Raw genomic sequence first — 12,334 nt, 5'->3', positions numbered from 1 at the left:
ATCTATCCTCAGCAGCACCCAGGAAAAACTGATGTCACAAGTCAATGAGATTTTAGATTTTTGGTTTGGACGAGAAGATGAGCCGGGTTATGGCAAACCGCGTCAGGTATGGTTTACAAAAAAACCGGAGTTTGACCAAGAGATACAAACTCGCTTCCGACAAGACTACGAACTAGCAGCTGCGGGTCAGTTAGATTACTGGAAGTCTTCACCCCAGAGTTGCCTAGCTTTAATTATCTTGTTGGATCAATTTCCTCGCAACATCTTCAGAGGTACTGCCCAAGCCTTTGCCACAGACCCGCAAGCACTTGCAGCAGCAAAGTATGCTGTAGTTAATAATTTTGATAAAGAACTGCTACCAGTGCAGCGATGGTTTGTTTACTTACCTTTTGAACACAGTGAAGATTTGAATCATCAGCGTCAGTCGCTGGAGTTGTTTAAGCAACTGAGTGATGACCCTGATAGTGCTGACACTATCTCCTACGCAGTTCGACACTTGGAGGTAATTGAGCGTTTTGGGCGCTTTCCCCATCGAAATCTGATTTTGGGTCGAAAGTCAACACCCGAAGAGGCAGAATTTCTCACGCAGCCCGGATCATCTTTTTAACACCAAAAACCTCTCCCCCGACCGCGCCCCTACTAGCCTGGACAGGCTAAGCAAGTTGGGTTGCGCCGCGCTCTTAGTAAGAAACCCGGTTTCAAAGAAGAAACCGGGTTTGGAGGAAACATTTAATTTGAACAAGAGGGCAACTATACTTGGCACGAGAGTAGTTGCGCCCTCTTGTTTTTCTCGTTAAAAGGCGTTACTTTTGGGAATAATTTTGTTGATAACAGCAAATCAAAAAGCAGATGATTGTAGCTGAAACACCGCGATTGATTCTGCGACATTTAACCTTAGATGACGCGGACGACTTAGCGACAATTTACGCCGATCCTGTTGTTATGAAGTTCTATCCCAGTAAGCAGACATACGAAGAGACAAAGCAACAGGTTGAGCGGATAATCAATTGTTACGATAAAAACGGGTTCGGTTTGTGGGCAACCATTTACAAAGCCGATAATAAATTTATTGGTAGATGCGGATTAAGTCTCCAGTTGGTGGATGGACAGCAAGAAGTTGAAATTGGCTATCTACTTGCCAAAGAATACTGAGGGCAAGGTTTGGCAACAGAAGCGGCTTGTGCAATTCGAGATTATGGATTTGAAAAAGTTGGTTGTAACCGTCTTATATCGTTAATAGAGCCGGGAAATATAGCGTCTCAAAAAGTTGCCATTAAAGTTGGTTTAAATTACGAAAAAGAATCAACACTGTGGGGAAAAAATATTCGCGTTTATGCAATTGATATCTTACAAAATTCGCAATACCTGGAGGCTTTGCCTCGCCTGAATCATTCCCAGGAGTAACGCTTCTTAACGAGGATAAAATATTTCAATTACCAAGCGTGGGAACTATGACGGTAAAGGCGTTGGAATCGGTAGCGGATGAAACTGGTTATTTAAGTGCGGCAGATGGTTACACGCGGTTGCATATTACAAGCGATCGCAAGCCTAGAAGCGTGGATGGTTTATTACCTCGTTCCCGCAGGGGATGGGAACGAGGATAAAGTTCCCAGTTCCAGCCCCTTATTCCGATTTAACGCAGTTAAGCATTCGCAAAGTGGCGGCGGCGGCGTAGTTGCGACGAGTGGCAGAGTTTGGCTCAAACTTGCTGCCAGTTTCATTTACTGGGGAGGCAACATTACAATAAGAAGACATTTGGTTAACCAGTGATGCTGCCCAGTGTTTTTCTGTGTCTGAGAAGGTTTTGGCTGAGTTCTTGACAGCAAGCTCTGTGGGGAGTCCGCGCATATTTTTCCCAAATTCCGCAGCACGTCGCAATACTGCTAATAGTTCGGCTCTGGTGACTGGTTGGGTGGGTTTAAATGAGCCGTCTTGATAGCCACTGACAATTTTGTTATCCCGCGCCCATTGAATTTTAGCCGCACTCCAGCGCGTAGCATCGACATCGGGATATGGTCGGGATGATGCTTGGGTGGGAATTGTGAGGTTAGCACTCGGTAGCTTGGTTAATGATTCCAATACCATAGATACCAGTTGTTCTCTAGTTAAAGAAACTTGGGGGCGGAAGGTATTGTCTTCTTTGAACCCGGCGACGAATCCAAGGGATACTGCTTGTTCAATTTCTCTAGCATAGACATCTGTGGCGATGTCTCGGAAGGAAGAGGTTCCGCCTGGAGGTGTGGCAACATCGCCAAATCCGGGGGGTGGTGCTTGGTCGCTAGTAAGATAGACGTGACCTAGTGTTTTACCGTTGAAGCTTCTTTTGGCAAACCGCCAAGCCGGATCGAGATTAATTTTCACGAAGCCGTTGTTGATGCCGTTAGCTCTACCGATTTCGATGACGGGGGCGTTGCGATCGCTAAAATTTTTCCCAACTAGCACAAAGTCATTACCGCTTTTGACGATGTTGAAGCTGTACTTCAGTCCCAAATCTGTACCTGCCATCCGGATAGAATAGCCGTTGCTGTCCGTACTGCGTCCGCAAATGCCACTGAAGTCAAAGTTCACCAGTAGCGGATCTACTATGACGGGGCTGGAGCCGTTTTCGCTCCAGCACTGCTGCTTGTCTGATATCTGTTCCAAAATCAATAGTTGATGACTATTTGTGCCATAAGGTGCGGCTACGGCAATAAATTTAGATTGTTCAACTTCTTTTTGATCAAAAGTGGCAGCGTGGCTGGGGTTTACGAAATTTAGTGTTGAGACTACGGTGGCTATGGCTGCAATTGACCGCCGAAGTAGACGCTTGGAGGAGCTTGAAGTCAAAGTCATGGTGAGGAGCTTAATGATTCAGATGGATTTATCTTATTTAGATATGTGATAAAATTATTCGCTCAAAAGTTCCCACATTTTTTGCCGTCAGAATCGATGGCACAAAGCTGCTAGATGCCTTGTCGTTCTATGGTTGCCAAGGGTAAGGTGAACCAGAAAGTTGTCCCCCTATTTGGGCGACTTGTTACGCCAATTTGTCCACCGTGAGCAGTAATAATTTGCCGACACAGATGTAGTTTTAAACCAGTGCCTGTTGAGCAGCGAGATTGGGGATCGCGCACGTAGAGATCGAATAAGCGATCGCACTCTAGCTGACTCATCCCTACACCGTCATCTTCCAGGGTGCAGCGGATTGTCTGATGCTCTACTGTAGCTTTGAGAGTCAGATTCAGTCCCGGTGGGTTGTGTTTTAAGGTGGTAGTGAAGAGGGTTTCTAAAACTCGCTGTAGCTGAGTTGGATCTGCCATAACTAATGGTAAATCCGAATTTACCATATTGGTCAGAGTTGCTTGGTTTTGCGCCAGCAGTGGTTCTAAGTCTATGAGAATTGCTGGTAAAAGTGTATTTAATTGAACAAAATTTCGCTGAATTACAACTCCCTGAACTTCCGTAGAATTGCTTTCAAGCAAGGAGTTAATCATACATAGTTGGCGCTCGTTGCCTTGAATCATTCGTTCTACAATAGAGCGAGAAATGGTTAATTTCTCCCCCGGCGAACCAAGCAGGTTTTTAAAAACCATTATAGTTCCTTGGACGGATGTGCGGAGGTCGTGAGAAACTGTATGTAAAACAACATCTTTAATGCGGTTTAATTCTTGCAGCTCCTGCATTTTTTGCTGTAACTGAATAGTGCGTTCTTCTACTTGGCGTTCCAGATTAGTATTGAGGGTTTGTACCTGTTGGAAAAGAGAAGATTGCTGAATAGCGATCGCTACCTGAATTCCCAGTTGATCTATCAAGTCAATTTCAAATTGCTGCCATTCACGAGGTGCAGAGCATTGATTGGCAATCAATAACCCAAACAGTTTTTCACCTAACATAATCGGTACGCCAACACCAGCCTTTACTTGACAGCGGTGATAGTATTCTGCTAAAAAAGGAGATTTTTTTATTGGGGTGGTATCGTTGATAACTCGAATGGAATTGCCACCAAAAATTTCCTTAACTTCCCTAAAAGCCATGTCATCCGTAACCCATCCCAAAATCGAATTAAAATTGGGATCTACAGATTCGGCTACGGCTCGTGCGTGTCCATTTTCATCAAAGTAACTGATGAAGACGCGATCGGCTTGCAAAAATTGCCGGACTTCCGCTACAGTAGTGTTCAGAATTTCATTTAGATCCAGCGATCGCCTAATTTTTAAAGCAATCTCATAAAGTAAGCGATCGCGTTCAGCGGCGACTCTAGTCAGAGCTTCAGCAGCTTTGCGCTCAGTTATATCAGTAACTACAGCAAGCACGGATGACTCGCCGTTAATATTAACAAGTTCTGCTGACAAGAGGGCTGCTACAACTTCGCCACACTTTTTGCGAAACTGACATTCTAGGTTGTGAACTGCACCTTGTTCTAGCAATATTTGTTGCATTTTTATACGTTCTTCTGGATTTACCCAGGCATTTATCTCAGTTACAGTATGTCCAATGACCTCTTCACGAAGATAACCGCTAAGATCCAGAAAGTTATCATTAACCTCCAGATAGCGTCCCTCTTTAAATGTAGTAATACTGATACAATCAGGACTATGACGAAAGGCTATAGAAAATTTTCCTTCTGAGAGCAAAAGCGCTTCCTCCGACGCTTTCCGCTCGGTAATATCTATCAGTAAACCATTCCAAAATATATCGCCATTCGCCTGCACAATAGGGCGGGTAGCGCCTTGCAACCATTTCAGCTTACCTGATTTGGTAATTACCCGACCTTCCCAGATCCACGGCTGTAAGTTAGCCGCCGAATCAATCAGCGATTGTTCATAAGATTCTCGATCTTCAGGGTGAACCAGATTCTTAAACAAAATTAGGTTAGAGCGAGCTGAATGGGACGTTAATTCTAATAATTCTTCACAGCTTGCATGGGCAAATAGTAACCATCGAGAGTTATCGTTACGATCTATAAGCTTAAAAATTATTCCGAGCTTGTTGGCGGCAATTTTGTTTAATTCTGGCACAGATTGGGACATTGAGGCTTCTGTTGGGAGCAAATCCCAAGAATGAGTGACATTTTGTGACTGAAAATCTGTGTTAATTTGTGTTGATGGCAGACTGATATCCAACCCGGTTAGCCCATCATTAAAACACCGCCCCCCCAGTCCCTCTGGACAAGCGGAGAGGGGAGCCGGAGGCGGGGTGAGGTTCTTCGCGGCTGGTTCATGAAGCTGATTTGGTATAGCTATTTCCTCAATACTTTGCCCAGCCAAATTTAAGAGATTTTTAAGTTCTTCAAAAGCGGCTTCATTTCGGCAACAATTCCGTAAAGCTTGTAAATACTCTAAATTAGAAATCATATTTTCTCGATAGCATTTAATGAGTGACAGATGAGCAGCAGGTGGCGCAGTTTCATTAGTCACAACTTTTTTTTTAAACATGGAATTTCCCTGCACGTACACTTCTACTCTTCCAAGTTAAGAGAAGAGGTCGCGATCGCGCTTCGTGCTTCTGACTCACCCGATTGGGTGATTTTTAGCCACCTGTCACTCATAACCTGTTAGGGTGAAGCATTCGCGGATAACAATTTACAACTTACCGATAATCTATCGGCGCGAATGCTTCGCCCCTACTAATTACCTACTTCTTCAGTAGGAGACGCGAACAGGGGTAATGTGAACCAAAAAGTTGCTCCGGCTCCGGGGGCGCTAATAGCACCAATTTGTCCGCCATGAGCTGTGATGATTTGCCGACAAAGATATAACCCTAGACCGATGCCAGTTGAACGGGCGCGGGAACCGCGAACATAACGCTCGAACAGGTGATCGCACGCTTCGGGGTTCATTCCCACGCCGTTATCCGCAACGGTGCAATGAACCATTTCTTCCTCAACTGTGGCTTGCAGGGTGAGAATGAGTCCGGGTGGGTTATGATTTAGGGCATTGGTGAGCAGATTTTCAAATACTCGTCTCAGCTGCAATGGATCTGCTGTCACGCCTGGTAAAGAAGCTGGAACTAAGTTGTTCAGGGTAGCTTGATTTTTCAGGAGCAGTGGTTCCATATCTTGAGCGATCGCTGAAGTTAGCGTACCCAGTTGTACTAGCTGGTAATTGAGGATAACACCTCGAACTTCGCTGGAGTGGGTTTCGAGGAGAGAGTTAATCAAACTCAGTTGGCGATCGCTACTCTGGATCATTCGCTCTAAAATTGAGCGAGAAATCGGGATTGTTTCCCCTGATTTATTTAATAAATTATTTACAACTAAAGACATACCCATAATCGGGGTACGCAAATCGTGAGAAACTGCGTGTAAAAACTCATCTTTTAGTTCATTTAGCTCTTTTAGTTCCTGCATTTTTTGAGAAAGTTGAGCAGTACGTTCCTCCACTTTACGTTCTAACCGAGCATTTAGCTCCTGTACCTCTTGGTAGAGTTTTGCTTGTTTAATAGCTATAGTTACTTGCGTTCCCAATGATGATAGCAAATCAATTTCAGATTGCTGCCAATCACGCGGTGACGTACATTGATCGACTATCAACAGTCCCCAAGGTTCCTCATCCAGAATAATTGGTACAGCCAAGAAAGCTCTGATTTGATAATTATTGAAATCCTCAGCAACGACTGAAGAAATCTCTATTTGAGAGGTATCTTTAACAACATGGACGGATTTATTTTCAAAAACTTTCCTAATTGCTTGATAATGTTCTTCATTTTTGGGAGTCCATTCTTGAATAGGTCGCCACGGCGGAATAACCGACTCAGCAACAACCTGAAAATCGTCATAGATGCGACTGATAAAAACCCGATCTGCTGAAAGAAAATTTCGGACTTCGCTGACAGTAGTATCTAAAATTTGCTGGAGATCGAGGGATTGACGAATCCGCAGAGCAATGACACCAAGTAAGCGATCGCGTTCTAAAGCGTCGCGTAGTTGCGCGTCCGCAGCTTTGCGCTCGGTGATGTCGTTAACAACAGCCAGCACGCATAATTCACCGCCAAAATTGATAACTTCTGCTGAGAGTAAACCTATAGCCACTTCTCCAGACTTCTTGCGAAACTCACATTCTAAATTGCGAATATTTCCCGCCTCTTGCAACATATCTATCATCTTAAGACGGTCTTCCGGATTGTTCCATATATTTAATTCAATGGCGGTATGTCCAATTAGCTCTTCACGAGTGTAACCAGTCGTTCGTAAAAGACTTTCATTAATTTCTACATAGCGTCCATCTTTGATCGTACTGATAGCAATCGAATCTGGACTAGAAAGAAAAGCTTTAGAAAACTTTTCTTCTGAAAGTAACAGCGCCTCTTCCGCGCGTTTACGTTCAGTAATGTCAATTCCGGTGCCAATCATATACTTAATTGAACCATCAGCATCGAGTAAAACAGTAGTTGACCAACTAATTAGCCGCTGCCTTCCATCCCTCGTAGTCCAATAATTATCGTAGGTTTTGGGAAACTTACCAGTGTGCAACTGAGCGAAAATATCTTTAATAGATTTTGCTTCCTCTGGAATTAGAAAAATATCCCAAAAAGGTTGATCTTTCACCTCTGCAAACGAGTAATCAGTTATTTCTTCACAAGCCGTATTAAACCGAATAATTCGCCCTTGTCTATCAACCACAATCATCAAAGCACCCGCTGTATCTAGAATTGCGGAAACAAAATTTCGCTCCTTACGCAACTCTTTAATCAGTCCGCGCAGCTGAGCGGTCATTTCATTAAAAGTTGTTGCTAATACCCCCATTTCGTTGTGACGGTTAACTGTCACCTGGGTATCCAAATTTCCCGCGCTAATTTTGGCTGCTGCCTGCGTCAAACGCTGCAAAGGTGATACAATTTGCCGAGAGAAGAACCAACCTAACTCAGCCGCAACCAGCATCGCCACGCTCAAGGCTATACCCATCACGAAAAGCATTCTCTGCACAGGAGCGTAAGCTTCAGCCGTAGGAAGTTCTACCACCACCTTCCAGCGTACACTGCGAATGGGCGCGATCGCGCCCACCACTTCCACCCCTTTTAACCCCTGATAATTCTTTAGGGTTTTCGCACCCTTCAATTTTGTTAATCTTTTGATAAAAGTGTAGTTTGAAATATCGTGCAACTTATAATTATTAGGTGCTATCCCTTTTTCGGCAATTAAATACTTGCGGTTATCAATTACATAAGTGTAACCAGTTTTACCAACATCGATCTGAGATACAATGAACCAGAGAAAGTTTAAATTAATCCGCGCCATCAAAACGCCATCTACTACATCCTGCTGGTTGCGAATTGGTAACGCTAAGGTAACAACTGGAAGTTTTGTATCAGCGTCCATTCTAACTGGACTAACAATGTCTTCTTTTTGTTTAAAAGCCCGCCCAAATGAGCGGTAATCGTCCGGGTGAGAGAATTTTGAATCATCATAAGGAGAATACTCAGAAACAACCTCACCACGTTTATTGAAAATCGCCACTTTTTCATAAGCACTATTATGGCGCGTCAGCGCTTCCAACAAAGGTTGCTGAATTTCCGGTGAAAAATCCGTCAAGCCTTGCACTCTAGCAAGGTAGCTCAGTTTACGCTGCAAGTCATCCAAGTAAGCATTAATCTCGCCAGCAGCTACCAAACTTCGCTCTTGCTGGGCGACTTCTACCTGTTCTATTTGAGCCTGGAAGCTCAGAGAAATTAACATTCCCGACGTAATTAATAAAGCTAAAACTACTAGCAGTACCAAACCATATCTAAGTTGATTAGCAATAGAAAAAAAACCAGAAAGTGGCGAAGCCCTATCCATTCGTAGAGGCAACTCATGACTTGCCCCTAGCCGTGAACCACTGCCTTTATTTTGTTGGTTCATCGTGCCTCCTTTAGAAATCTCTTTCACCCACTAATTCCTTTAAATTTAAGTAATGGCTAATAACTAATGTGTAGCATCGATTTTTCCTGTAATAATGTCTTCCTTCAGGGAGTTTATAAATTCTTCTTGTTCTGGAGTGAGCGAACCATAGAAAGGAGTCAAATCTTGGATTTCCTCTTGCAACCCAAATTTATACTGCTTGCCCTCCCAACGCCCTTGCTCTACCAAAGTTGCTCCTTCGAGCATTACCATAGGAACCTGCTGCATGGCATTAGTTAAAATAATTTTTGGGGGTGGTTTTTGTTGCTCTGGAAGCCCAGGAATGGCATGATTCCATCTAATAGCATAAACTCCTTTATTTTCAGCAACAACTTTTATAACACCTTTATAAGCAGTATCAGCATTGACCGTTATGATATCAACGCCTGCCGCCACTAGCTTTTGGGAAATTTTGCTGGCTTTGTCTGCATCTGTCCAACTTCCCACCCAATCGATGAATACTTGGACTGAGGGGTTAATTTGCTTGACACCTCGTTCAAATAAGGTAGCTTCCTCTTCCAAACTTGCATATTTTTGACCGCCAATGTAAGCAACTTTATTAGTTTGTGTTTTCAGCGCTGCTACCACTCCTGTTAAATACCCTAATTCCCCAGCCCGAAACGCCAAAGCGCCAAAATTTTTATTGTTGCCAGCATCACTACTCATAACCGCAAATTTATTGCGCGGAAATTCTGCGGATACGACTTTAGCTGTTGCGATATATTCCCCACCATGACCGATGATAAAATCAAAACCTTTTTTAGCATATTGACGAAAAAGTTTTTCAGCATCGGCTCCTGGCACACTGTCAGCATAAGCCACCTCAGCGCCAAGTTCTTTTTCAATTAGCTTTAATCCTTCATAACCTGATTGATTCCAAGCTTTGTCATCCACAGCTCCGGGAAAAATCGCCGCTACCTTAAAAGCACCCGGTTTCACTTGGGCGGTTCCTGTAATGTCGCTTGCAGTTGTACCGCAGGCTACGAGCAGCAAGGTTAAAAGCAGACAAATAATTTTCTTAGTCATTAGTCATTGGTTATTAGTTATTAGCCATCCATAATAGACAGCTGGCAACTTTGGACTTTATCTATTTTCACCCAGATAGCCCAACCGGGTGCAGTGCTTTGTAATGGATCAAATGCTATTATGCCTATGATTTCTTATATCGTCTATTTTTGTTCCTATACTGAGCCTGGGAACGCTATATATGAGGTTCTGCCTCATGTCTGTGTTTTTTGAAACGTTGTTGGAGGCTCTACCTCCATATCGGCGTTCCCAGGCTCAGTCTGGGAACGAGAATTCACTCTTTAAATGTGGTGTATTAAAATGCTAATTAACATTTCTTCTTTGTAATACTAATCTTGACAAGATAGCGGCTATATTCCAAGCATCATCGCCTCCTCTATGATGAGTTCCTTCAAGGGGTAATTTCAATATTTCTAAGGCCATGTCCATTCCTACTTCTTCAGGCAAGGTATGAATAAGGCTAAAAAGTGTTTTTACATTGATGTGTCTGGAGCCAAAAGGATATTTTATAGAATGAGATTGGCACTGTTTTTGAAATTGGTTTCTATCGTAGTCCCCGTAGCTTGCCCAAACTCGCTGCTGAGTTAGGTATTTTTTTTTAGAATTGAACAAGCCTCTGCAAAGGGTACTCCTTGATTAACTTGCTCTTGGGTTAAAGTTGTTAAATTGGTGCAAAATTCACTTATTTGGGAGCGTTCGGGTTTCACGAGTATACTTTCTTTTTCCAGTCTTTCTCCAGAAGGGACATCAAGCGGACAAATACCAATTTCGATGATTTCGCTTTCTTGGCCTTCTGGTGGTTTTTTTTCCCAGCAAGTTGATTCAATATCAACCACAATGATTTGATCTAATTTCTTAGCCACTTTGGATTGACTCCTTGCTTGGGACGGATACCCCTTGTGGGTGTTCTTACGGTATTTTGGTGGATGATATTAATTAGGCAGTAAATTCAGCACGAAACTGATTCACAACTCGATCGAGTGCTACGGAATGGGAGGCTTTGAAGAGGATGCGATCGCTTTCTTCTACCATTTCTTTTAAACGGTCTACAATAGCTTGATGTGTTGTAAAGCACTCTGCTGGTAAAGGTGCAGCACCAAGCGCGATCGCTTCTGCTTCTTTATCGTCTACCAAAATCAGCAACCCGTCGAGATTGAGCTTTCGCGCCGCCTCTCCAACTGCGAAGTGAAATTCGGGACTTTGCTCTCCCAATTCCTTCATCGTACCCAAAACTGCAATATGCCTTTTCCCCGGTGTCTCTGCCAACAATTGCAGCGCTGCCAACATAGATTCTAAGCCAGCATTGTAAGTTTCATCGAGAATTACAACGTCGTTGGGCAAATTGTAGCGCTGCGCCCTCCCAGAAGGCAAATTAACCGCCAAACCAGCCTTAAACGGTGTCCAGTCTACTTGGAGAATTTTAGCCACCGCTAAGGCTGCTAAGAAATTAGACGCATTGTGTCGCCCCGGTAGCGGTAAAGGTAGCCGCATCCCCTCAACCAATAATGTCTCGTTATCAATTAACTCGCCACGCACGTCTCCGCCTTCTAAACCGTAGGTGATGGTTTGCCCTTGCCAAACCCCGGCTGCTGTTTCCATTAGGCGGCGATCGTCGTGGTTAAGAACAGCGATACTGCTGGAGGGCATTTCGGCGAGTAATTCACATTTTGCTTGTGCGATCGCTTCTTTTGAACCCAGCCGCCCAATATGGGCTGTACCCACATTAGTAATTACCCCAATTGTCGGACACGCAATCTGTGTTAACAGCGCAATTTCACCTTTTGCCCGCATTGCCATTTCAATTACGGCATAGTCATGAATCGGTGACATTTCTAACAAAGTTTTGGGAACGCCAATTTCATTGTTGTAATTGAATAAAGTTTTATGAATATTCCCTTTGGTAGAGGACAAAACTGCCGAGACTAATTCTTTAGTAGTAGTTTTACCGCAGGAGCCAGTTATGCCAATTACTGGTATTTTAAATTGCGAGCGCCACCACCGAGCGATCGCCTGATATGCTGTCAACGTGTCTTTTACGTGTAATTGCGGAATAGCCCCAGGCATTTTGTAGTCTGTAATGACAGCAATCGCACCTTTTCTCAAGGCAGTTTCCACAAATTCATGTCCATCAAACTTCTCTCCACGCAGTGCCACAAACACTTCTCCCGCCTTTAGAGTCCGTGTGTCGGTTGTAATCCCTGCAACAGCTGCCGCTAAGAGATCGTCAGATAAGTTTACAGACCCTGCCGCTATAATTTCAGCCAGTTGCGAGAGGAGGACGTGAAAAGACATACAGCTTAAATTCAAACTTCAATGAGATTAATCCTAATCATGCACCAATCCCAGCACCACAACAAAATAGGCATCTTTATCAGTGACTTACATCACATTCAGCCACTATTGGGTCTACCTACCGTAGATATAGATTTTTGAGAGGTTAACGTGATGCTT

General features: G+C 43.7%; 9 protein-coding genes and 1 pseudogene. 3 read left to right on the top strand and 7 right to left on the bottom strand.

Features of this window, described 5'->3' with window-relative positions; translation table 11 throughout:
* Positions 1 to 31 precede the first annotated feature (31 nt).
* From H6F77_RS15990 to H6F77_RS15980, 3 genes and pseudogenes are all read left to right on the top strand, one after another.
* Positions 32 to 607 (top strand): DUF924 family protein, encoded by a 576-nt coding sequence (locus H6F77_RS15990; RefSeq protein WP_190427844.1) that lies wholly within the window; start codon positions 32 to 34, stop codon positions 605 to 607.
* A 242-nt stretch (positions 608 to 849) separates the two neighbouring features.
* Positions 850 to 1,404: pseudogene (locus tag H6F77_RS27945) on the top strand (GNAT family N-acetyltransferase).
* A gap of 47 nt (positions 1,405 to 1,451) precedes the next feature.
* Positions 1,452 to 1,604, top strand: a complete 153-nt coding sequence (locus H6F77_RS15980) for a hypothetical protein (protein WP_190427845.1) — start codon at positions 1,452 to 1,454, stop codon at positions 1,602 to 1,604.
* 19 nt (positions 1,605 to 1,623) lie between these two features.
* Here H6F77_RS15980 and H6F77_RS15975 read toward each other — a convergent pair whose 3' ends face one another.
* The 7 genes from H6F77_RS15975 to H6F77_RS15950 all read right to left on the bottom strand — a co-directional run bounded on the left by H6F77_RS15975 (position 1,624) and on the right by H6F77_RS15950 (position 12,175).
* Positions 1,624 to 2,832 carry a DUF3747 domain-containing protein gene (locus H6F77_RS15975; RefSeq protein WP_190427846.1) on the bottom strand — a complete coding sequence of 403 codons (1,209 nt, stop codon included), beginning with the start codon at positions 2,830 to 2,832 and terminating at the stop codon, positions 1,624 to 1,626.
* Between the two features lie 110 nt (positions 2,833 to 2,942).
* Positions 2,943 to 5,414, bottom strand: a complete 2,472-nt coding sequence (locus H6F77_RS15970; protein WP_199313360.1) for a sensor histidine kinase — start codon at positions 5,412 to 5,414, stop codon at positions 2,943 to 2,945.
* Between the two features lie 191 nt (positions 5,415 to 5,605).
* Positions 5,606 to 8,818 carry a PAS domain S-box protein gene (locus H6F77_RS15965; RefSeq protein WP_190427847.1) on the bottom strand — a complete coding sequence of 1,071 codons (3,213 nt, stop codon included), beginning with the start codon at positions 8,816 to 8,818 and terminating at the stop codon, positions 5,606 to 5,608.
* Between the two features lie 63 nt (positions 8,819 to 8,881).
* Entirely contained in the window at positions 8,882 to 9,883 is a 1,002-nt protein-coding gene (locus tag H6F77_RS15960) for a BMP family protein (protein ID WP_190427848.1), read from the bottom strand.
* Between the two features lie 303 nt (positions 9,884 to 10,186).
* The gene (locus tag H6F77_RS27940) at positions 10,187 to 10,495 is read right to left on the bottom strand and encodes a 3'-5' exonuclease (protein WP_199313361.1); all 309 of its coding nucleotides are present in this window, start codon (positions 10,493 to 10,495) and stop codon (positions 10,187 to 10,189) included.
* The gene (locus H6F77_RS27935; protein ID WP_199313362.1) at positions 10,468 to 10,746 is read right to left on the bottom strand and encodes a 3'-5' exonuclease; all 279 of its coding nucleotides are present in this window, start codon (positions 10,744 to 10,746) and stop codon (positions 10,468 to 10,470) included. Before H6F77_RS27935 ends, H6F77_RS27940 begins: the two co-directional genes overlap by 28 nt.
* A gap of 73 nt (positions 10,747 to 10,819) precedes the next feature.
* On the bottom strand, positions 10,820 to 12,175 hold the full coding sequence (locus tag H6F77_RS15950; RefSeq protein WP_190489604.1) for a UDP-N-acetylmuramoyl-tripeptide--D-alanyl-D-alanine ligase: 1,356 nt from the start codon (positions 12,173 to 12,175) through the stop codon (positions 10,820 to 10,822).
* Positions 12,176 to 12,334: the final 159 nt, after the last annotated feature.

Origin of the sequence: Microcoleus sp. FACHB-831, from assembly GCF_014695585.1 — a bacterium.
In the GTDB taxonomy this organism is placed as follows: Bacteria; Cyanobacteriota; Cyanobacteriia; order Cyanobacteriales; family FACHB-T130; genus FACHB-831.
The sequence above is the reverse complement of the archived record's forward strand: the minus strand, read 5'-3'. Positions and strand labels throughout refer to the sequence as shown.

What these genes read in the sequence shown, in the direction of transcription:
- H6F77_RS15990 (WP_190427844.1), top strand. Translation starts at nt 32, where the DNA reads ATGTCACAAGTCAATGAGATTTTAGATTTTTGGTTTGGACGAGAAGAT.
- H6F77_RS15980 (WP_190427845.1), top strand. Translation starts at nt 1,452, where the DNA reads ATGACGGTAAAGGCGTTGGAATCGGTAGCGGATGAAACTGGTTATTTA.
- H6F77_RS15975 (WP_190427846.1), bottom strand. Translation starts at nt 2,832, where the DNA reads ATGACTTTGACTTCAAGCTCCTCCAAGCGTCTACTTCGGCGGTCAATT.
- H6F77_RS15970 (WP_199313360.1), bottom strand. Translation starts at nt 5,414, where the DNA reads ATGTTTAAAAAAAAAGTTGTGACTAATGAAACTGCGCCACCTGCTGCT.
- H6F77_RS15965 (WP_190427847.1), bottom strand. Translation starts at nt 8,818, where the DNA reads ATGAACCAACAAAATAAAGGCAGTGGTTCACGGCTAGGGGCAAGTCAT.
- H6F77_RS15960 (WP_190427848.1), bottom strand. Translation starts at nt 9,883, where the DNA reads ATGACTAAGAAAATTATTTGTCTGCTTTTAACCTTGCTGCTCGTAGCC.
- H6F77_RS15950 (WP_190489604.1), bottom strand. Translation starts at nt 12,175, where the DNA reads ATGTCTTTTCACGTCCTCCTCTCGCAACTGGCTGAAATTATAGCGGCA.